This is a genomic window from Cupriavidus sp. 05N38, from assembly GCF_056397345.1.
This window is the reverse complement of record NZ_JBFTNF010000063.1, coordinates 23,008-42,460: the sequence shown is the minus strand read 5'-3', so window position 1 is coordinate 42,460 and position 19,453 is coordinate 23,008. Positions and strand designations below refer to the sequence as shown.

Sequence of the window (19,453 nt, the reverse complement as noted above, 5' to 3'; positions counted from 1 at the left end):
CGGCGCCGTCTTGCGCTCGATCAGCGATAACAGTTCCTGTCTTTCTTTCTTCGCCAACTTCACTGGCGTTGCATGGCGGCCTCGACTCATCCCGCCATGATATCCGAGGCGATTATTTATTCAAGCTATTTACGGGATGTTGTACTAGGTCCCATCGGCGGCATGAATTGTTCTGCAGCCCTAGCTTTTACGTCGCCCTCGAATCGCGGCCTCTGAAACAATGGATTGGCACGATCGTTCGTCCACCGGATATTTCGCTTCGGTAAGATGCAGGCCCCACACTCCGGTATCGAGGCGTTCTTTCCCGAAAGGGGCGATTCCGATGATGGCCGGCATCTCGCCGTCATTTCGCCCGGCAACTTGTGAAAATGTCCCCAAAGGCGATTGAGCCTCTAACGAGCGGCCATTTCTGGGCCACGCCCCGCGCACCCTTTCCACTAGACGGTCCGAATGGACATGATGGGGTCTTCCCTGGGGCCCGCTGTGTGAGCGACGGCAAATGGGTCACGTTCTAGGCTGAGGGAGGGGGGGGATGTCAAACCGCGTGCTCGCATCAACCACCTTTCGATACTTTGGCGCTGCTTCACTCTGCGGCAGTGCCGCATATATCTGACTTGATGCCGGCGACGAAGACGTTTATTGTGTCCGTTCGGCGCGCGCTCCCAGCGCACCGAACGCTCCTCGCACCGATACGCACCCACTGCCGTCGCCACCATCCACTGTGGAATCGAGCTCGGGGCAGCAGTCGTAGTTCGTTTTTCCAGCCACGACAAAGGAGGCCGATATGCTAAGCCCGCATGAAATCGCCGCGCTGCTGCTGCTTGGCGACACGCAGGAGATCGACGACCTCGAGCCCGAGCAATTGGACACCTTATTGGCTCACAAGCTGGTCACGTTGGAGCGTGGTCATGATAGCGGCGATGCCTACCCCCGCCTGACAAGTCAGGGGCATTACATGCTTGAAGCCGTGCGCCGCATTCGGTAATGCGTCCGTCAGCTTGTGCCGAAGGCCAAGCGGAGCGCGCTTGGCACTTTCCGGCCTGGCAAACGCCGCCCTCCCGATTGCGACGCCCGACGCGCTTCCTATCGATGAAGTAGCGTGAGAGCGTGCCGGCAGACGTTCTCGGCGGTAAAGCCGTATTCGCGCAGCATCACCTCACCGGGCGTCGACGCACCGAAACGATCTACCGCCAGCACGTCGCCACCCTCGCCGATAGTCGAGGCACACCCGCTCTGCCGTGGAAGACAGGCCACGAAGCCTCGCTGCAAGTGACTCTCCGGCCGGCTACCGCCTGATTTCGCTCCAATAGTACGGCTACCCCACATAGACAACGGACAACGCCACAGGGAATTCCTCGAATTTTGCACCGTCAGGCTCATGCCACGCCTTGCGCAAGGGGCCGGCGGCTTCCTACCATGAACTTCAGGTGCCAAGGTTGCCAAAAGTGGAGTGCGTCATGAGTGAGGACACAGTCGTTACCGTTACCGTGCAGGATAATGGGCCCTTGCGTATCAAGGGCCCTGTCAAGATCGTGACTCCGACAGGCGAGCCATTCGTCTTCGAGGGCGAGCAGGTTTGGCTGTGCCGCTGCGGGCATTCCGAGAACAAACCGTTTTGCGACGGTTCGCACAAGCGCGTCGGGTTCTCCAGCATGCCGAGACCGAAGCCAGAGTAAGGTTTGGCAGTTGTCAGTGCTCTACTGTCGGCCGGCTCGATTGCGATGCGACGTCGGCGGATCTGGCGAATGCGAATGTCTCGTCCGCCGGCGATAGCATCAGAACCTCCAGAAGAGGAACTGTCGATGCCGTGGCTTATGAACCGTGCGAGGAGGCCGGGTCTCGGGGCCGAGCTGCGCATCCGGATCGATCACTCGCGCGCGCAGCGCCATGTCGTAGAACGCGCCCACCATCGGCAGGGCGCTGTGCGCGCCCTCGCCCCAATAGTTTCCGAGCGTCACACGTCCATCGTCGAAACCCACCCACGCGCCCGCGACCAGTTGCGGATGCATCAGGATGAACCAGCTATCCGCGTTGTCCTGCGTCGTGCCCGTCTTGCCGGCCACGTCGGCGCGAATCCTGAAGCGCGTCCGGATGTCCGCGCCGGTGCCCCGGCTAACGACATCGCGCATCACGTCGACTAGCGTTTGCGCTGCACCGGCTGGCAGCGCCTGTTCCGGCGATGTGCTCGCGAATGTGGCGAGCACTTTGTGGTCGTGATCCTCGATGCGCGTGACCATGCGCGGTTCGATATAGGCACCGCGGTTCGCGATCGTGCTGTACGCCGACACCATTTCCTTGAGCGTGACCGGGCTCGTGCCGAGCGCGAGCGACGGCACCGCTTCGAGCGGACTTGTGCGCACACCCATCGCGTGCGCTAGCCGTGCGACCTTCTCGGGCCGTTCCTTTTGCATGAGCTGAGCGGTGACGCGGTTGCGCGAATACACAAGCGCGTCGCGCAGCGTCATCGGCCGGCCGGTGGGCGGTTCCGCGTCGGTAGGCCGCCAGATCGCATCGCCGGTCAGCGCAATGGCGACGTCCCGGTCTACGATCGTATCGCTCGGCCGCGCGCCGTCCGCGAAGGCCGCGCCGTAGACGAACGGCTTGAACGTGGAACCCGGCTGACGCCGGGCCTGCTGCACGTGATCGAACGGTTCGTCACTGAAGTCGCGGCTGCCGACCCATGCCTTGATATCGCCGTTGCGCGGATCGATCGCGACAAAACCCGCCTGGATCTGCGTCTTGCTCCGGCAGAGCGCACGGACGAACGTGGGGTTCGTTCCAAGCTTCGCGAGCGCGGTCTGATCCGATTGACCAGCATCGCGCGCGGCGCGGTAGTCGGGCGTCTGCCGGATGAATGCCCGGAACAGGTCGCTGCCCGGCCGGCAGCCCGTGCGTTCGTTCCATGCGCCGTTCGCGATCCATTGCAACTGGTTCGTCTGCCAGTCCATCGCCTGCGCTGCCATGGTCTGCAGACGCGAATCGATCGTCGTGCGCACGACCAGCCCGTCGGCATAGATGTTGTAGCCGTTGCGATCGGCCCAGGCGCTCAGCCACTTGCGCAATTGCGCCGAAAAATGCGGCGCGGCGCCCGGCGGCGCAGTCTGCAACTCGAAATTGACGTTGAGCGGTTGTCGCTTCAACCAAGTGTAGGCATCGGGCTTGAGCTTCCCGTACTTGTTCATCTGCCCGAGCACCGTGTTCCGCCGCTGCAATGCACGCTCGGGATTGAGCACAGGGTTGTAAGTGCTGTTGGCCTTGAGCATGCCGACGAGCGTTGCGCTTTCAAGAACGTTGAGCTGGCTGGCCGATTTGCCGAAGTAGGTGCGTGCGGCCATTTCCACGCCGTAGGCGTTGTACAGGAACGGCACCGTGTTCAGGTACGTCTCGAGGATCTGATCCTTGCTGTACACGGCTTCGATCTTGAAGGCCGTGATGGCTTCCCTGAGCTTGCGCGTGAGGGTTGGTGCGCGGCCGATCTCGTCGGGATACAGGTTGCGCGCCAGCTGCTGCGTAATCGTCGAGCCACCTTGCCGGTCGCCGGAGAACGTATGCAGCGCGGCCGACGCGGTGCGCTTCCAGTCGATGCCAGGATGCTCGTAGAAGCGGCGGTCTTCGGTCGCGATCAACGCGTCTACCATGTACGGCGAGATCTGCTTGAGCGGCACCCACTTGCGGTTGACCGGCTTGAACTCGTCGAGCAGTTTGCCGTCGGCCGACACGATCAACGCTGGCCGATCGACCCGGGCTTTGCGGATGTCGTTGATGCTGGGCGTAAACGGCACGAGCGCAAGCCCATACAGCACGAAGAGCGCCGGCAATGCGGCGAGCATCAGCGCGATGCCGCGTCGCGTGGGGTGGCGAAGGCGGCGCAGCGCGCTGTTGAAAACGCGTCTGGTTCTCGTGCTGCCGGCGGCTGCCAGCGGTTGGACGCGGGCGAGCCACCGTGCGCAATGCTCACGAAACAACGATGCATATCGGCGATTCACGGTGGGGGGGCGCTGGCGGAAAGAGCGGGATCGTACCAAAGCGCAAGGACGCTTCTGTCGTCAAAGCGGGGTGCGGCACGCGGAACTGACAAACAATTACAATTGTTTCGTGTGGGCAACGTTCGCCATGGCAGAGGAAGCAGCGATCACCAACCTTGAACTGAATGAACGCTCGCCCCCATGCTGGACAGATGCCGCACCTCGATATCCGGATTCGCCGTCAGCAGTTCCTGCACGACATCTTCGTTTGCGCCTTAGAAGATACGTTAGCTTGCGCGGAAGTGCCTTGCATGGCGCTTTTAAAGGAGCGCTGCTCTTTAAGGAAAATTGTTACCGTCGCCCTGCATCGCATAGCCGGCGGGCGACCAGCGGGAGCAAATTTGTACAGACCGAAGGGAACACTTTAAGTGGCGCGTGCGATCTGTGTTCTGTAAGGCAGCTTGGAGTAAACAGGCCGATCGGTGACGCTCCCGTTAGCCGACGGGATGCAAATCGACGCGTAGCGGCATTCAGAGGCCGAACCAGTTCGCCAGCCGCAAACCAGCCAACTCCGCAAAATCCTTCGTATTACGCGTCACCAGGGTTAGCCCGTGCGCTATCGCAACCGATGCAATCTGCCCATCCACGAATGGCAATGTGAATCCAGCCCGCTCGCGCGACTGGCGCAGCTCTGCGTGGATCCGCGCTGCGGCAGCGTCATAAGGCAAGACTGGCAAAGTGCCCACGACATCTTGCACAAAACGGCCAATAGCGTCCTTCCGTTGGTCATCCGGCATGCGCAACCAACCAAAACGGAGCTCGTGCCAGACCGGGGCTGAAATGGCTAGCTCCCCCTCGTAGCGGGCCAAATTTTCCATTACCGCGACGTCTGGTCTCGGCCGCATGGCCTCTGAAACAATGTTGATGTCCAGCAACCAGCTCACGGCGCTCACCATGAGAATTCTCTTCCCCCATCGGGTTGACGTAATTGCGCGAAGGGATCGGTCTCATCCTCCCCTGTCACATGTCTTTGGCGCCACTCGGTCAAACGCGCAGAAAAGCCAGAGGAAGACCCAACCAGCTGCCGATATTGTGACCACGACATCAAGACGCCGGCAGCCTGCCCGCGCCGGGAGATCACCAGGGGCTCTTGTGCCACTTCCACTCCGCGGAGCGCATCGGCGAGATGCGCTCTTGCCTCAGAGAACGGGATAGTCTGCATGGAAAGGTGCTCCTTGCTTGATGTGTACATTTCAATTGTACATTAGGAGAGGGAATCAAGCAGAAGTTCCAAGTCAAGGCGCGCCCCTTGTTTCCGCGACACCGAGGGCGGGGATTCGGAACGGCACCTGGATCAGTTCTCGAGATCATTCYGGGCATAGCTGACGGGGTTGGAGCTGGGCTACGAGTTGCAGGCATGGCGGGATTGACTGTGTTCGAACCGCCGATCGAAATCCCCGGCTTTACCCAGAACCGCCGCCTGGCACGAACGCACGCATCGCGACGCTGCGCATCGTTGGCTGCGAGACCTGCTGTTCGAGACCAGCGCCGATACTCGGGGTCATGCACGAGCTGGCGCGTAGCGCCACTCAGGGCCCCGTGAACAACTACACCACGCCGGTCATATTCTGGTTACCCAGCCCCTTCTGGCCATACGCGAGCGCGGCGCGCATGGCCTGCACGGCCTCCGCATGCTGCCCCGCGCTATGCAGGGCGAGCGCCAGCATCACTGGAATCTGGACGGACAGGTACTGCATACCCGCCGCACGCAACTCCGCTTGGACACCCTGCAGGAAGGGCATGGCTCGCGTTCGCGGCGGCGCCAGCTTCTTGCGCCTACATTGCCGAAGACCTGGACTGGACTACCCCCCCCACTTAGGGAGGATCCTTGCCAACGCCGCAACGATACGCGGATCATTGCGTTGGCGATGCTTGTTTCTTCAAGCTGACGACGAATCTCGCCTTCCCACAAGCAACGACTCGCGAAGGGAATCGCAGGCCTGAGAGTGACACGTGTAGTTCCAAGCATTCGTGCCTGCCCTCGATTTCCGTCTCAGTGATGCCGAAATCGCTGACCTAGCCACCTTCATCCGGAGCGCCTGGGGAAACCGCGGCGCGCAGGTGGAGGGCAATCGCGTTACTCGACTCCGCCGCGAACTGCGGGCCGAGCCTGGCCCGGCAGGCGCGAGATGAATTCAACCAAGGAGCCTGCCATGTCGACAATCTCAAGACGTTCCTTCGTCCAGTCCATCGGTGCCGCAACACTCGCGCCGGGCGTATTGCTCGCCTCGTCCGAGGCTGAGGCTGCGGCCGAAAGCGCCGCACCGCCCCAGGGGGGCGGTGCGAACTACGCCGATTACAAGCATATCCAGGTCACCCAGGACCGCGGCGTCGCCACCGTTACGTTGAACTACCCGCCGTTCAACCTGCTCGACGAGGTCCTGTCGGAGGAGTTCGACGGGCTGACCCGACAACTGGAACAGGATGCGAGCGTACGCGTCGTCATCCTGCAGAGCGCCGTGCCGAAGTTCTTTATCGCGCACTCAGGCCTGCACCGTGTCGGCTCGGCGCCGAAGACGACTTCGAATACACGCACCTTCCGCCTGACCCAGATGCTTGGCGAGCGCCTGCGCAACATGCCCAAGGCTGTGATCGCCAAGGTCGAAGGCATCGCCCGTGGCGGCGGCTGCGAGATCGCGCTAGCCGCGGACATGTGTTTCGCCGCGACCGGCAAGGCTGTGTTCGGCCAACCGGAAGTCGTCTGCGGACTCGTCCCTGGCGGCGGCAATACACAGCGCCTGCCGCGGCGCATGGGGCGCGCACGCGCCCTCGAGGTGCTGCTGGTCGGCGGAGACTTCTCGGCGGAACTGGCCGACCACTACGGCTATATCAATCGTGCACTGCCGGCCGGGGAACTGGGGCCATTCGTGGACAAGCTCGCACGCCGCATTGCGACCTTCCCCCCGACCACGATCGCCCACCTGAAAAAGGCCGTGGACATGGGGTCGGACACCTCCTTCTCCGAAGGGTTGTTGGTAGAAGCGCACGAGGCCGATCTTTGCGTAGCCAACGAAGCGATACAGGCGCGCGTGAAGGCGATACTAAAAGCCGGCGCCGAGACCTACGAAGGCGAACTCCACTTCCCCGAACTCTCCGCGAAGCTGCCGCCCGCCGATTAAGCGATCGACCTGCCTCCGAACGGTGGCTGCCGGTGCAAAAGCCGGTAAAAACCAAGCTCCAAAACCCGTTATTCTTTCAGAAGGAAGCCCATCATGACGTCCCAGACCGACAGCAAGCAGCCGACGCCTGATCCAGCCGAGCGCAAGGCGTTCTTTCCCTCCCCTTACTCACTCGCACAATTCACATCGCCAAAGTCTGATCTCTCCGATGCCGACTATCCGGACGCTTATCAGGGCGGCCGCTGGAAAGTACTGCTAGTCGCCGCGGATGAGCGCTATCTGCTGACCGGAAACGGTACCTTCTTTTCGACTGGCAACCATCCCGTCGAGACCCTCCTGCCCATGTATCACCTGGACCGCGCAGGCTTCGAGTTCGACATTGCCACCTTATCAGGCAATCCGACCAAGTTCGAATGGTGGGCGTTCCCTTCTGAAGACGCCGAGATAAAGGCCCTCTACGCGAAGTACGAGCAAAAATTCCAGCAGCCGCTCAAGCTTGCTGACGTAGTAAATTCCTTGGACAAGGATGCAAACTACATTGCCGTTTTCGTCCCTGGGGGACATGGTGCCCTGATGGGGCTACCGTTCAGCGCGGACATGAAGGCCACCCTGCAGTGGGCTATGCAAAACGATAGGTACATCATCACGCTGTGTCACGGGCCCGCCGCCTTACTTTCGGCCAGCGTCGACGAACCCAACGGCGGAGATCTTTTCCGCGGCTACCGCATCTGCGCATTCCCAGATGCTATGGACAAGCAGACGCCGGATATTGGCTATATGCCCGGTCCATTGCGCTGGTTCTTCGGTGAAAAACTTGCTGCTATGGGAGTCGAGATCGTAAACACTAAAATTGATGGAAGCACGTTTCGAGACCGGAAGCTCCTCACGGGTGACAGTCCCTTCGCGGGCAACAATCTTGGCAAGCTGGCTGCGCGCGCGTTACTGGACGAAGTGCAGAATACAGGTGGGCGCTAGTTCTCACGCCATCAGAGACCTTGTCTGCTCAGGCGCTTGAATTGGCACTGCCTGCGTAGACTATCGAGTCGCCTTTAGTCGCGGCGCGGGATGTTTCACTCGTCCCGCGCCGCGAGGCTTTCCGGTGGAATCTGAATGTGATTATTTGGTCCTGGAAAACTATCATGGCAATCACGCCGAGGCCGAGCGTGACACCGCGCACGCCGAAGCGGTTGCTCTGTCGGCGCAGTTAATCGAAGGGTCCCGCCCAGGTGCGCCGTCAAGCGAGCAAGCGCAACGTCGGACGGCCGGCGACCAGGCGGCCGATACCTGAGCAATGTCCGCTGGCACCCCCTCCCCCCTAATTTGCCGACTTGGTGACGTTGCAGTCGACGCCAGCGGACGTGCCGCCGCCGGCATTCTTCAGTGTAAGGGTAAGCCTGCTTCCTTTCGCCGCCGTGATGGTCTGCCCATAACTAACCGTCGGCATGAACTGAATATCCGGTGCRACTGCCAGCGGAGGGTTCTTTGTGCCGTCGACGGTCAGGTCAAGCTCCACGGTAATGGAGTCAAAAGCAATGCCCCAATCCTGCTTCCTTCCCTCCAGATTCTTTTTGAAAGTGCACAGGCCCTGGGCCACTTGTTCGAGTGCCGTGGGAATATCGACTGGCTTGCCCGGGGGAATCGGCGCCGTATTGCAGCCGACCAACAGGAATGGCAAGAGAAATAATGGGAGAAAAAGGTAGGAGCGCATCAGGATCCCGCTGGACGCTATACGAAGCGTCAATCTGTGCCTGCGTCGCCCCCGCGTCCGTACGCTGTCGAACAGACACGTTGGGTGTCCGTGCCCTTGAGAACTGTGCGCCCACGGCAAACCACATCTGCATGACCTGCCAGGAGCCACGATGCCAGGTGTCAGCAGCATGACTGCCACGCAAAGGCACCCGGAAGCCTCGCTTCAGGCGGCAACTCCCGTGATCTCCCCATCGCTTGGTTAGTGCCGCATGAGGCGCTCCGGGTGGTGGGAGGGAATGGGTGGGAGGGAATGGGCGGGAGGCTCCGCGCCGAAATTCTGTGGGCCTCTTGCGGGATACCATTTCGATGAGAGAACATCACGCATGTGTTCTACTGCGCCATTGAAAAGGGCGGCCTATCTCTCGTGTTCGCGTGTGCTTATTGATTTCATAGACCCAAGGGCTGAAATGAATCGCGTCACTCAACCACGTCTCAAATGGCTGGCCATCCTGTGGCCGCTCTGCTTGACGCCTGTCCTGGCGGTCGCTCAAGGCATCTCGGAATTTCAGCTGCCTGGAGCCAATCTTCAGAAGAGTGCCAATGCGGTGATCTCGCTGATGTCCTTCGCGGTGGTTCCAGACCTTGCATCCAGCTCCCTGGCGATCAATAACGGGGCGACGGGCAATCCGAATGTCACCCTCTGGCAACTCGGCGGAGGGTTCACCTGGAGCAAGACGCTGCCGTTGTATCTCGAAGGTTCGATCGGCTACAACCGCTACGATCCGACCTACGTTGCTTCCAACGGGGTCGACTCTCGCCTGATACCAACCAAGTGGAACACCGTAGCCGGAACGATGGGCGTGGGGTGGGATTTCCCGCTCACCGCAAATAAGGAGTTGGTGTTCCGCCCCATCTTCAACGTCTCATTGGCCCGTGTCACCACGGACGCGTCGGTGGCGCAGTTCCTGCTAGGTCAGAAGACTGGCAAGGATATCAACTTCATCGAAAATGGCCACCTCAACGCCTATGGGTTAGGCGGCTCGGTGATGCTCGATTGGGAGCGCCATGCGCCGACTTACGACGCTGACGTCGAGTTGCGCTACACGAACATCCACCTGCAGAGCTTTGGCGGCACGAGTTCCGCAGTGACGGGGACGGGGTCAGCCCAAACCGCCAGCCTGTATGCGCGTTATCGCGCCCCCACTGGCATGTGGGCCCTGGATCGGCCGGTACGCTACGTACTTGAGTTATCGCACTCGCGCTACCTGGGGCGTGATGCCAGCACGCTGGGGTTTAACGACCTTACCACGCTCGGCACTGGCCTCGAACTCGACACGTCGGCGCATGAAGTCTTTGTCACGAGGATTCGGGCCGTGGTGCGCTATGTGTTCGGCAACAATGTGTCGGGTATTTCCTTGGGAATCGCCGCAAGCTTTTAGTGGAGCAGCACAGCGGCCTTTTTAAGTAAGGGGTGACAGCCCGATCTGGGGCCTTCGTACTCCGCCGAGAATCTCACTCGAGGCCGCGGACCTGATCGATGCGTGCCCCTGTCAGTTGCTCGCTGAGTTGCCAAAGTCGCCCGGCGGCGACCGGGTCCGTCGCTCGCGGCCGTACGCCGTGCATCTCCGTTGAGGTGTCAGAAGGCAGTGCGCGGGCGATCTCGCAGTCGGCGCAGTAAACGCCACCCATGCCGTCAAGCTTCGGGCTCGTCGCGCACCATACGGTCGTAGCAGCACCTTGTTGCGCCGTCTTCTTGTTGTTCTCCGGATCAATGATCGGCCTGCCCTCCTTGTCGAGGATCTCGCTTGCATCGATCTGCGCTTGCGACATATGCCGGACGAGTGCCGTCACGATGCCTCCCGGGTGCACGGAGAAAGCTCGCACGCCGTGACGTTGCCCGATCGAATCCAGCGCGACAGCGAACAGGGCATTTGCGGTCTTTGATTGGCCGTAGGCAATCCACGGGTCGTACTCGCGAGCCTCGAAATTGGGATCATGGAAGTCGATCCCCGCGCGCCGGTGCCCGTAGGAGCTGAGTGCAATGACGCGGGCCCCGTTGGCACGGCGCAAGGCAGGCCAAAGCCGGCAGGTGAGCTGAAAATGGCCAAGATGGTTGGCGGCGAATTGCGATTCGTAACCACGCGCATCGCGCGCGAGCGGCGGAGCCATTACGCCCGCATTGTTGACCAGGATGTCGATCGAATCTGTGGCTGCGAGCACACGTTCTGCAAGCCTGTCGATCGACGCCGGATCGAGGAGGTCCATATTCTCCAGGACCACGCCGGGAATGTCGCGAAGCGCTTCCTGGGCCTTGGCCATGTCGCGAACGGGCACGATAACCGTTGCACCTGCCGAGCGGAAAGCCCGGACGGTTTCAACGCCGATTCCGGAATACCCGCCGGTAACGACGACTTTCCTGCCGGTGAGGTCGATGCCTGTGATGACTTCCGCAGCAGTGGATGCTGGGCCGAATCCCGAACCGATGGGTGCTTGCAAAGTGGGCATGGAATCTCTCCATTTGAAGGATGGAGGCACTTTAGCCCGCCCAGCCCGTACTTAGAATGCTTGATAGGCCGTGTTTTATGCGCGATAGTTCGAGAAATGACCACAGACCTTCTCTCGGAACTGCTCAATCTCGTGCGCGCCCGATGCCGTCTCTCCGGGCGGCTCGTCGCCGGTGGAAGCTGGGGGCGATGCTTTGCCAATCTCGATGCGGTGAAATTCTGCGCGGCTGTCGAGGGCGCTTGCTGGTTTTTCATGGACGGGATGGCGGCCCCTGCACAGTTCGAGCGCGGAGACATTCTGGTCACGAATGGCTCCCGCGCGCTGGTTCTGGCCAGCGCACCGCACCTCATTCCAGACGCGGTCACGACATCGCTTGCTCAGGACGACAATGGCGATTACCGCCTGGGGCAAGGTGAAGATTTCGTGATGCTGGGCGGCATGGTGGAGATCGACGATCGGCATCAGCCTCTGCTACTTGGCGGCCTCCCGCCACTCATTCACGTCAGCGGCGCTCACCGCGAAGCGGCAAGCCTTGGCTGGCTGCTCGAACAGATCGTCCGTGAAATGAAGCCTCCGCCGCGTCCCGGATGGCCCATCGTGCTTGCAGAACTGGCTCAGCTTCTTTTTGTGCAGACGCTCAGGGCCTATGTCATGCAGTCACCGAAAAACGACGGCGGCTGGCTCAGGGCCTTGGGTGACAGACGGCTGGCGCCCACCCTCGCGGCGATGCACGCGGACCCCAGGCGCGCCTGGAGTCTGGAAGATCTTGCACAGGAAGCCGGCATGTCACGCACCTCCTTCGTCGTGCACTTTCGCGAAGTGATGGGCGTGCCCCCGCTCACATACCTGACGAACTGGCGCATGCATCTCGCGGAGCGAGAACTGCGCGCAGGCGCATCCGTCGCGGAAGTCGCCGAAGCAATCGGATACACGTCGGAAAGCGCGTTCAGTCACGCATTCAAGCGCGTGACTGGGACAGCACCAGGGCGATATCGCAAGGCGATCGACGAGGAGCGTTCAGCGCGCGAGGGCGGCGCATCTGAAAACGAGGCGGCAACCGCATTTTAGAGGTACAGCCATGTCAGTCGCGATAGCAGCAGCGTGGACGGTTCCTCGTAATCTGTTGATTAATAGAGGATTTCTCTTGGGCCATCGAGCAACCGCAAACGGCGTCATTGCGAGCTCGATTTCAGCCCGCAGCGCTTGTTCTGGGACGCGGCGCCCCCTTGATGCCCGGTTGGCTACCGCCAAGATTCGCGAGTCGTTTCGCGGCTTCACGCTGGATCAAGGCCTTTAGCGCTTCGCGCACGAGTGCCGTTTTCTCCTCCAGACCCGTATAGGCTTGAGCCTTGGCGATCAAGTCGTCATCAAGCGCAATAGTCGTACGCATGGGAATCTCCGCTAGGCATGAGCACAAACCATAGCATCGATTGATGACGAAAATGGTGCCTCTTGTCGTCCCGCGCGCCGGGCTGATTGCAGCGAGCCGTCAACACGATCCGCTCCTGCTGCAGATTCAACTGACGGCGGCACTGCATATTGACGAAGGCGATTACGAAGCGGCACTGAAATTTCTTCCCATGCTGGAACGAAAAGTCGAGCGTATCCTCGTCACCGGCTTCGGTACGGGAGTCAAGGCGGGCCACGCTATGGTACGCGGCGGGCCATATGCGGCTACGTCCGACGGTCGGACGTAAGCGCCCAGTGACCCCGACTTGAAGCAACGCAAGAGAGCAAGGAGCATCGTGTCCACCTAAATTCTTGGTGGACACGTGAACACTATCGAAGAGATGCCGCCTGCGCGGCGTCGGCATCGGCGTCGGCATCGGCATAGCGCCGAGCCGCCATCCCCATGGAACTGGTCCGACCATGTGGTTGATCGTGGCTATCGGCGAGCCAGACTGAGCGGCCCAAACGCCTGCGCGACCGGCATCATTTCTATCAAGTTAACGTTGACGTGTTCCGGCTGGCTCGCGATCCAGGTGACAGTACGCGCAATGTCCTCAGCCTTGAGTGGGTCGAGCCCTTGATAGACTGACTCCGCCCGATCATTGTCCCCTCTGAATCTGACACGGGAAAATTCAGTACCGCCACAAAGGCCGGGCTCGACGCAGGTGACACGGACGCCCGTACCGAGAAGGTCGGCGCGTAGATTCAAACTGAACTGGTGCACAAAAGCCTTCGTCGCGCCATACACATTGCCTCCGGGATACGGATAGGTTCCTGCCGTCGAGCCGATGTTGACGATATGCCCGCGCTTTCGTTCGACCATTCCTGGCAGGAACCGATGAGTGACATTCATCAGGCCGCTGATGTTGGTATCCACCATCCTTCCCCAGTCCGGGAGACTTGCTGATGGGGCTAGCTCCAGCCCTAAGGCGAGACCCGCGTTATTGACCAAAAGATCGATTTCCGAGAACACTTCCGGAAGTGATGCAGCGGCGGATTCCACCTCGTCTATTTTGCAAACATCCATTGCGACGGGCAACAGTCGCGACCCCAGTTCCGCACCGAGGGCGGCAAGACGGTCAGCACGCCTGGCCGCCGCTATTACGTGGTACCCGGCGCGGACAAGGTCCCGGCAAATTGCGGCGCCGAATCCAGCCGAGGCACCTGTTACGAGTGCAACTCGTCGCGGTTCTATTTCTGCCACCTACTTCTCCATTAACATATAAATAGTACTTCTCAAAACGATGTATTCCGGACCTGCTCGGTCCCGAGTGGCCCGAACGATCGTCATCGCTTGCTCGAACAACTGACTGTCGCGAGGACTCAGCCTAGTTGCAGGTGTCGGTTGGCTTCCTCCCGCACTACGTGCAACACATGGCGTTTTATAGCGTTGTATTCCTCATCCGCAAGCAGATCCTCTATATCTCTTTGCCTCTCGAAAGACAGGCGCACTTCCTCACGAATTGTTCCTGGGCAAGCGGACATCAGGAGCACCCGACTTCCCAGGATCAGTGCTTCATCAACATCGTGCGTGACAAACAAGACTGTTGTCCCGGTGCGCGACCAGATCTCGACCAGCAGCTCCTGCATCACCGTTCGCGTCTGAGCATCGAGCGCACCGAATGGCTCGTCCATGAGCAAGACCCGCGGCTTCATGATCCACGCGCGCGCCAGGGCTGCCCGCTGGCGCATGCCGCCTGATAGCTCCCAGGGCTTGGCGTTCTCATACGCGCCAAGCCCAACAAGCCGCAGGAACTCCTTCGCCTCAGGCAGGTACTGCTCCCTTCGGACGCCTGCCATGCGAGGGCCAAAGGTCACGTTGTCAATCACCGATAGCCAAGGGTACAGACACGGTTGCTGAAATACCATGCCACGCGCCGGTCCAGGTCCGACCACACGAGCACCATCGCAGAGCACTTCGCCCGTGATCGGAGATTCGAAACCCGCAACCAGGTTCAGGATGCTTGACTTCCCGCAACCGGAAGGACCAAGCAGTACGCCAAACTCACCTTGATTCAGCGTTAGGGATACGTTATCCAGTATGTTGGGCGCGTCACCTGACTTCCCCGCAGCGTAGTGAAAATTCACATTCAGCAGTTGAATCGCGTTCATCGCAGACTACTCCTTCCCAGCCCAAGGAACATAGCGTTGCTGTGCTCGCACAAGCATCCAATCCAAGGCGTACCCCAGACCGCCAAGGATCAGAATCCCAAGTATCACGACATCGGTTCGCAAGTATGAACTTGCGTTGACAATCATCCAGCCCACACCGGTCGTGGAAGCCACCATCTCTGCTGCGATAAGCGACGTCCAACCGATTCCCACGGCGATTCGGATACTGGTGAAAATATCTGGCAGACTGTTTGGCAGGATGACGTGAAGGAATACCTTTCGCTTGCTCAACCCTAGCGACCGAGCCACCCGAACGCGGGACCCAGGTATGTTCGCCACCGAGGCTGCCGAGCCCACCACGACGTTCAAGACGGTGGCAACGAAGATCAAGGCGAACTTCGACGATTCGCCGATGCCTAGCCAGACAATGGCAAGAGGTACCAGGGCAATCTTGGGCAGTGGCCTGAGGAATTGAACGAAGGGATCGAGCATTGCAGCCAGCACCCGGCTTTGTCCCATCGCGAGGCCAATTGGTACGCCCAGCGCCACCGCAGTTACGAAGGCAACTAGTGCGCGCCCGAGGCTGATTGCTATGTGCTGCCATAGCGGCACCTGTCCGTAGCCGTGCTCCCAGAGACCCCTTGCCGTGCCGATGATTTCGCTTGGCGCCGGCAAGAAGAGCGAGTCAGCCCATCCGAAAGTACCTGCGCACTGCCAGGCGGTGGCGACGCCAAGCACCGCCGCGATACTAATCAGTGCGCTTACATTTGATTTCATGATTCGTCCAGACTCAGCGAACTTGCTGCTGGGCGAGCCTGAGATAGGTTGGCTTGATGCTGCTAGCGAACGATGACGGGATATCCTGCCGCTTTACTTGCTCGATATCGGCCAGAAATTCTGCCGTCCTTCGCACCGCAAGGGAAAGCCCGGCACTGTCTGTATTTGACCCGTCGCCAAACCACGCCGGGGTCAACTGCTCCGTGATGGAGGGATACTGGTTGCCTGCGAGAGAGTTGCGAACAGCTGGCACCGAAGCACCCAACTCCTTCGAAATTGCCTCCGCAACCACTTCTGGTGTCTTCCGATAGATAGCAATCTGCTGCTCGTGGACAGTCAAGAGCTTTGCCACCAATTCCGGATACTTCGACGCAAAATCCTTGCTCACCGCATAGTTGTTATAGATCAGGTAGCCGTCTTTCTTGAGGTCCTTCGTGGCAAAGACCGCATGGCCACCTGCATCTTCCAGCGCAGAATTGAAGGGTGCCCATACATACCCTGCATCGATATCGCCACGGCGCCACGCCGCCACGAGTTCATCCGGACGCAGCGGAACAAACTTGATTTTGGTCCGATCGATCCCATGGACTTTGACGGCGGTATCCAGCGCATATTGAGCCGTGGAATTCGGCGGATATCCGACCGTCTTGCCTTCCAGATCCTTAAGCGTCTTGATGGAGTCTCGACCCACCAATCGTTCGTAGGTCGCAATTTCTGCAGAAACACCCACGATCTCGATGGGCAACTTGCGTATCACGGCGGAAACTGTAGGGCTGGATCCGAAATTTGCGATATCGATGCTCTTTGTGGCGAACAGATTTAATACGTCAGCACCCGTCGCGAATTGGATCCACTTCACCTTTGTCCCAAACGCCTTTTCCAGTGAATGGTCAACCTTGGCATTCACGATCAACTGTGCCCCACCGCTGTAGGCGACGCGCACCTCCTGCGGAATTGCCGATTGCGCGTGAGCGCCAAACATGCCAGCGGCAAGGCTAGCGGCTATTACAGCTTTGAGGGAGTCCAACATGGGCGTAACCTAGAATTGTGACGGCCCCAATCCTATGTTCCACCGGAGCCAACAGGAACTAAGTATTGAGGATATACATATCCGGATTTTCCACTCTTGCCGAGAGAAAACAGGATTTTCGGGAAGAGGTGCGCGCCTGGGCCGCGAGAGATCACCGCGAACGGTTGCCGCGCGACCGATCCGCTGCCTGCGTACACCTTGGCAACTGCGGCCAGCAGTTGCGCCGCGGGCAGCTAGCGCCGGCGGCCCGCGTTGACGGCCCGTCAAGCCCCGTTCACGCAGGAACGCATGCGTGGTGGGCGACACCGGCAGCGCCCCGAGCCTGGCCGCGCCACCATGTGTACAACCCCGCGGGATATGCCACCGTCGGCACGCCGCTGGGCGATGCGCCAAGCATGCGGCGCGATATCCCGGCCCGGCGGCTAAGCGTTACGGCTTGCCGCCATACTGTTTCTGCAGCTGCGCCAGCAGCGGCGAGCGCGGAACCAGGTCGAGCCGGGCTTCAAGCCCGACCAGCCAGCCCGAGCCGTGCAGGCGCTGCAGCACACGATCGACCGCCGCTGCCGTGTCCTTGTCGCCCTTGCGCACCCATGCCACCTGCGGCGCCGGATCGACCTCGTCGGGCAGCACGGCGTAGTCGCGCCACTCCGGATCCTTGGCCACCAACTGGCCCAGGGTCAGGCTCTCATGGACCGCGGCCACGCAGGACGCACCGCCGCGCAGCGCCAGCAGCGATTCCGGCATGCCTTTGAAGCCCTTGAGCTCGGCGCCGTAGGTGGCCGCCAGCGGCTTGGCATAGCTGCTGCCCTGCGACAGGCACACGGATTTGCCGCGCAGGTCTTCCCAGCGGCGAATACCGCTGCGCTTCAGGAAGATGGCGGTGCCGCCGTTGCGGTAGTAAGGGGTCGGCGCATAGTCCAGCAGCGTGGCGCGTTCCGGCGTCAGCAGCATGCTGGCAACGAGCAGGTCCACTTTGCCCTGCTGGAGGAACTGCACGCGGTTGGTGGGCAGCACCGGCACCAGCTCGGCCTGTACCGCCAGTTCACTGGCGATCTTGCGTGCCAGTTCCGGGTTGAAGCCGAAGGGCTTGCCGGTGCCCGGATCGATGGAGCCAAAGGCGCTGTTGCCGTTGATGATCACGCCGATGGTGATCTTGCCGCGCTCGCGGATCCGATCGAGTGTGGCGTCTGCCTTGGCGGCCGGCATCGCACCGCAGAGTGCGAGCGGCAGCACGGCAAGCGCCATGCGGCGCCCAAATCGGGGAGTGTGTTTCATCAGGAAGCCGGTTCAGGAACGATGAGGCGTGGGATCGTCGGCGAGCTGGTACAGGCAGTCGCCGCGTTGGGTCAGCGCCGGTACGCGCTTGCAGATGGCCAGCCCCGCCGCCGGAAAATACACGGTCACCGGCTCGCGCTCGGGCCGCTCGGGCGTGTGCAGCCGTGCCGCAGGTTGCCCCGCTTCGACACGCTCGCCGAGTTGCACGAGCGGCTCGAAGATGCCGTCGTCGTACGCGTAAACGTAGTGCCGCGTGCGATCCACCCGCAGCAGCCGCGTGTCATGCGGCGGCCCGGACGGCACCAGCGGTCCTTCCAGCGCTCCGATGTGCCCGAGCAGATGCAGCAGACCTTGCCAGGCGCTGCCGAGCACGGCGGCGTCCACAGTGCCCGCACCGCCCAGCTCGGTCAACAATCCCAGCACGCCGTTGCGACGTGCCGCGGCAAGCAGGCCGACCGGATTGGCGCTCTCGTTGACCAGGCTGTACGGCAGGCCGAATGCGGACACCGCGGCCAGCAGGCGCTGCTGGCGTGCCGGATCAGGCTCGGCCTGAGCAAACAGCGTCGCGCCATGGTACTGGAGCGAGCTGCCACCGGAATGCAGGTCGACCACCACGTCCACACGCGACAACAGGCTGCGCTCGATATAGTCCGCAATCACCTGCGTCGGCGTGCCGCGCGGATCGCCGGGAAAGCTGCGGTTCAGGTTGCCGCCATCCAGCGGTGAGGTCCGCAGGCCGGCTTGCGCGGCCGGGTAGTTCGCCATCGGCAGCAGGATCAGCCGGCCCCGCACCTGCTCGGGTGCAATTTCTCGGACCAGGCGGGAGACGAGGATCTGGCCCTCGTACTCGTCGCCGTGATTGCCGGCCATGACCAGCACGGCCGGTCCGTCGCCGTTGCCGATCGAGGCAATCGGAATGGGCAGCCAGCCGTAGGCCGAGCGATGCACCGAGTGCGGCAGGCGCAGGCAGCCGACCTGCTTGCCGGGGCGCTCGAAGTCGATTTCGCAATGGATCGGAGAGGCGATCGGGGGTTGGCGGTCAGCGCCCATCGCTCAGTCCGCCAACAACCGGACGCCGATGTCGGCTTCCCGCTCGTGCTGTGCAACACGCTCCGGCAACTGTCGTGCTTCGGCGATGAAAGCGGCCACGGCCGCGTGGCGCAGGCTGGCAACGTCGTTGCCTGACACTGCTGATAAGGAGAGATCTTGTCTGGTCATGCGCCGAATGTAACGCCGCCACCGCGCGGCGAGAAAGAAGGCTTTCGAGTATCGACATGAGGGCGGCTTCAATCGGGGCCGCCCGTGGCCCGGCGCGGGCCGCATATGCATACGCTCAAACATTCGTTGGTAGACGGCGGCCGGCTTCGTATGCTTGGTCGCCTGATCAGGCTCCGGTGCTTTCGCGCAAAGGACCCCCTGCAAGCTCCCCTCGCTGCTGGTTCCCACGCTGGACGAATCCGGCGCGCCGGACT

The 19,453-nt window shown here is 61.1% G+C and carries 20 protein-coding genes and 1 pseudogene; 7 read left to right on the top strand and 14 right to left on the bottom strand.

The annotated features are described in order from the left end of the window. The first annotated feature begins 784 nt into the window (after positions 1-784). Entirely contained in the window at positions 785-985 is a 201-nt protein-coding gene (locus tag AC1DK4_RS32380) for a hypothetical protein (RefSeq protein WP_441622788.1), read from the top strand. Between the two features lie 472 nt (positions 986-1,457). Then, positions 1,458-1,676, top strand: a complete 219-nt coding sequence (locus AC1DK4_RS32375) for a CDGSH iron-sulfur domain-containing protein (protein WP_441622786.1) — start codon at positions 1,458-1,460, stop codon at positions 1,674-1,676. Positions 1,677-1,775: 99 nt separating this feature from the next. Here AC1DK4_RS32375 and AC1DK4_RS32370 read toward each other — a convergent pair whose 3' ends face one another. From AC1DK4_RS32370 to AC1DK4_RS32355, 4 genes are all read right to left on the bottom strand, one after another. Next, a complete protein-coding gene (locus tag AC1DK4_RS32370) occupies positions 1,776-3,965 on the bottom strand; it encodes a penicillin-binding protein 1A (protein ID WP_441622784.1) in 2,190 nt (729 codons plus the stop codon). Positions 3,966-4,495: 530 nt separating this feature from the next. Beyond that, complete coding sequence (locus AC1DK4_RS32365; protein WP_441622782.1) at positions 4,496-4,921, bottom strand: type II toxin-antitoxin system VapC family toxin; 426 nt, start codon at positions 4,919-4,921, stop codon at positions 4,496-4,498. Beyond that, entirely contained in the window at positions 4,915-5,187 is a 273-nt protein-coding gene (locus tag AC1DK4_RS32360) for a type II toxin-antitoxin system Phd/YefM family antitoxin (protein WP_441622780.1), read from the bottom strand. The genes AC1DK4_RS32365 and AC1DK4_RS32360 overlap by 7 nt, the downstream gene beginning before the upstream one ends. 385 nt (positions 5,188-5,572) lie before the next feature. Continuing rightward, complete coding sequence (locus AC1DK4_RS32355; RefSeq protein ID WP_441622778.1) at positions 5,573-5,767, bottom strand: hypothetical protein; 195 nt, start codon at positions 5,765-5,767, stop codon at positions 5,573-5,575. Positions 5,768-6,154: 387 nt separating this feature from the next. Between AC1DK4_RS32355 and AC1DK4_RS32350 the strand changes: the two genes are divergently transcribed. Both AC1DK4_RS32350 and hchA read left to right on the top strand, forming a co-directional pair. Beyond that, the gene (locus tag AC1DK4_RS32350) at positions 6,155-7,144 is read left to right on the top strand and encodes an enoyl-CoA hydratase/isomerase family protein (protein ID WP_441622776.1); all 990 of its coding nucleotides are present in this window, start codon (positions 6,155-6,157) and stop codon (positions 7,142-7,144) included. A 93-nt stretch (positions 7,145-7,237) separates the two neighbouring features. After that, positions 7,238-8,119: a glyoxalase III HchA gene (gene hchA / locus AC1DK4_RS32345; protein ID WP_441622775.1), complete on the top strand. Its 882-nt coding sequence runs from the start codon at positions 7,238-7,240 to the stop codon at positions 8,117-8,119. Positions 8,120-8,459: 340 nt separating this feature from the next. Here the strand turns inward: hchA and AC1DK4_RS32340 are convergent, their stop codons facing one another. Continuing rightward, positions 8,460-8,852 (bottom strand): hypothetical protein, encoded by a 393-nt coding sequence (locus AC1DK4_RS32340; RefSeq protein WP_441622773.1) that lies wholly within the window; start codon positions 8,850-8,852, stop codon positions 8,460-8,462. Between the two features lie 448 nt (positions 8,853-9,300). Here AC1DK4_RS32340 and AC1DK4_RS32335 point away from each other — a divergent pair, with 448 nt between their 5' ends. Next, complete coding sequence (locus AC1DK4_RS32335) at positions 9,301-10,272, top strand: hypothetical protein (RefSeq protein WP_441622771.1); 972 nt, start codon at positions 9,301-9,303, stop codon at positions 10,270-10,272. Positions 10,273-10,345: 73 nt separating this feature from the next. Here the strand turns inward: AC1DK4_RS32335 and AC1DK4_RS32330 are convergent, their stop codons facing one another. Continuing rightward, complete coding sequence (locus AC1DK4_RS32330; RefSeq protein ID WP_441622769.1) at positions 10,346-11,338, bottom strand: oxidoreductase; 993 nt, start codon at positions 11,336-11,338, stop codon at positions 10,346-10,348. Between the two features lie 96 nt (positions 11,339-11,434). Here AC1DK4_RS32330 and AC1DK4_RS32325 point away from each other — a divergent pair, with 96 nt between their 5' ends. Continuing rightward, positions 11,435-12,406: an AraC family transcriptional regulator gene (locus AC1DK4_RS32325; RefSeq protein ID WP_441622768.1), complete on the top strand. Its 972-nt coding sequence runs from the start codon at positions 11,435-11,437 to the stop codon at positions 12,404-12,406. A gap of 121 nt (positions 12,407-12,527) precedes the next feature. On the opposite strand, the gene AC1DK4_RS32320 is transcribed toward AC1DK4_RS32325, so the two are convergent. After that, positions 12,528-12,728 carry a type II toxin-antitoxin system VapB family antitoxin gene (locus AC1DK4_RS32320; RefSeq protein ID WP_441622766.1) on the bottom strand — a complete coding sequence of 67 codons (201 nt, stop codon included), beginning with the start codon at positions 12,726-12,728 and terminating at the stop codon, positions 12,528-12,530. Between the two features lie 118 nt (positions 12,729-12,846). On the opposite strand from AC1DK4_RS32320, the pseudogene AC1DK4_RS32315 reads away from it, so the two are divergent. Next, a pseudogene (locus tag AC1DK4_RS32315) lies at positions 12,847-13,032 on the top strand (aldehyde dehydrogenase (NADP(+))); the annotation flags it as partial. 191 nt (positions 13,033-13,223) lie between these two features. Here the strand turns inward: AC1DK4_RS32315 and AC1DK4_RS32310 are convergent. The 7 genes from AC1DK4_RS32310 to AC1DK4_RS32280 form a co-directional block, all read right to left on the bottom strand. Further along, positions 13,224-13,982 carry an SDR family NAD(P)-dependent oxidoreductase gene (locus AC1DK4_RS32310; RefSeq protein WP_441622794.1) on the bottom strand — a complete coding sequence of 253 codons (759 nt, stop codon included), beginning with the start codon at positions 13,980-13,982 and terminating at the stop codon, positions 13,224-13,226. A gap of 128 nt (positions 13,983-14,110) precedes the next feature. Then, positions 14,111-14,899 carry an ABC transporter ATP-binding protein gene (locus AC1DK4_RS32305; RefSeq protein WP_441622764.1) on the bottom strand — a complete coding sequence of 263 codons (789 nt, stop codon included), beginning with the start codon at positions 14,897-14,899 and terminating at the stop codon, positions 14,111-14,113. A gap of 6 nt (positions 14,900-14,905) precedes the next feature. Continuing rightward, on the bottom strand, positions 14,906-15,676 hold the full coding sequence (locus AC1DK4_RS32300; protein WP_441622763.1) for an ABC transporter permease: 771 nt from the start codon (positions 15,674-15,676) through the stop codon (positions 14,906-14,908). 13 nt (positions 15,677-15,689) lie between these two features. After that, positions 15,690-16,706 (bottom strand): taurine ABC transporter substrate-binding protein, encoded by a 1,017-nt coding sequence (locus tag AC1DK4_RS32295; protein ID WP_441622761.1) that lies wholly within the window; start codon positions 16,704-16,706, stop codon positions 15,690-15,692. Positions 16,707-17,135: 429 nt separating this feature from the next. Further along, positions 17,136-17,981: a transporter substrate-binding domain-containing protein gene (locus AC1DK4_RS32290; protein ID WP_441622759.1), complete on the bottom strand. Its 846-nt coding sequence runs from the start codon at positions 17,979-17,981 to the stop codon at positions 17,136-17,138. 12 nt (positions 17,982-17,993) lie between these two features. Then, a complete protein-coding gene (locus AC1DK4_RS32285) occupies positions 17,994-19,031 on the bottom strand; it encodes a succinylglutamate desuccinylase/aspartoacylase family protein (protein WP_441622757.1) in 1,038 nt (345 codons plus the stop codon). Between the two features lie 3 nt (positions 19,032-19,034). Further along, the gene (locus tag AC1DK4_RS32280) at positions 19,035-19,199 is read right to left on the bottom strand and encodes a hypothetical protein (RefSeq protein ID WP_441622755.1); all 165 of its coding nucleotides are present in this window, start codon (positions 19,197-19,199) and stop codon (positions 19,035-19,037) included. Positions 19,200-19,453 lie beyond the last annotated feature (254 nt).

What these genes read in the sequence shown, in the direction of transcription:
- AC1DK4_RS32380 (WP_441622788.1), top strand. Translation starts at nt 785, where the DNA reads ATGCTAAGCCCGCATGAAATCGCCGCGCTGCTGCTGCTTGGCGACACG.
- AC1DK4_RS32375 (WP_441622786.1), top strand. Translation starts at nt 1,458, where the DNA reads ATGAGTGAGGACACAGTCGTTACCGTTACCGTGCAGGATAATGGGCCC.
- AC1DK4_RS32365 (WP_441622782.1), bottom strand. Translation starts at nt 4,921, where the DNA reads ATGGTGAGCGCCGTGAGCTGGTTGCTGGACATCAACATTGTTTCAGAG.
- AC1DK4_RS32360 (WP_441622780.1), bottom strand. Translation starts at nt 5,187, where the DNA reads ATGCAGACTATCCCGTTCTCTGAGGCAAGAGCGCATCTCGCCGATGCG.
- AC1DK4_RS32355 (WP_441622778.1), bottom strand. Translation starts at nt 5,767, where the DNA reads ATGCCCTTCCTGCAGGGTGTCCAAGCGGAGTTGCGTGCGGCGGGTATG.
- AC1DK4_RS32350 (WP_441622776.1), top strand. Translation starts at nt 6,155, where the DNA reads ATGAATTCAACCAAGGAGCCTGCCATGTCGACAATCTCAAGACGTTCC.
- hchA (WP_441622775.1), top strand. Translation starts at nt 7,238, where the DNA reads ATGACGTCCCAGACCGACAGCAAGCAGCCGACGCCTGATCCAGCCGAG.
- AC1DK4_RS32335 (WP_441622771.1), top strand. Translation starts at nt 9,301, where the DNA reads ATGAATCGCGTCACTCAACCACGTCTCAAATGGCTGGCCATCCTGTGG.
- AC1DK4_RS32330 (WP_441622769.1), bottom strand. Translation starts at nt 11,338, where the DNA reads ATGCCCACTTTGCAAGCACCCATCGGTTCGGGATTCGGCCCAGCATCC.
- AC1DK4_RS32325 (WP_441622768.1), top strand. Translation starts at nt 11,435, where the DNA reads ATGACCACAGACCTTCTCTCGGAACTGCTCAATCTCGTGCGCGCCCGA.
- AC1DK4_RS32320 (WP_441622766.1), bottom strand. Translation starts at nt 12,728, where the DNA reads ATGCGTACGACTATTGCGCTTGATGACGACTTGATCGCCAAGGCTCAA.
- AC1DK4_RS32305 (WP_441622764.1), bottom strand. Translation starts at nt 14,899, where the DNA reads ATGAACGCGATTCAACTGCTGAATGTGAATTTTCACTACGCTGCGGGG.
- AC1DK4_RS32300 (WP_441622763.1), bottom strand. Translation starts at nt 15,676, where the DNA reads ATGAAATCAAATGTAAGCGCACTGATTAGTATCGCGGCGGTGCTTGGC.
- AC1DK4_RS32295 (WP_441622761.1), bottom strand. Translation starts at nt 16,706, where the DNA reads ATGTTGGACTCCCTCAAAGCTGTAATAGCCGCTAGCCTTGCCGCTGGC.
- AC1DK4_RS32290 (WP_441622759.1), bottom strand. Translation starts at nt 17,981, where the DNA reads ATGAAACACACTCCCCGATTTGGGCGCCGCATGGCGCTTGCCGTGCTG.
- AC1DK4_RS32285 (WP_441622757.1), bottom strand. Translation starts at nt 19,031, where the DNA reads ATGGGCGCTGACCGCCAACCCCCGATCGCCTCTCCGATCCATTGCGAA.
- AC1DK4_RS32280 (WP_441622755.1), bottom strand. Translation starts at nt 19,199, where the DNA reads ATGACCAGACAAGATCTCTCCTTATCAGCAGTGTCAGGCAACGACGTT.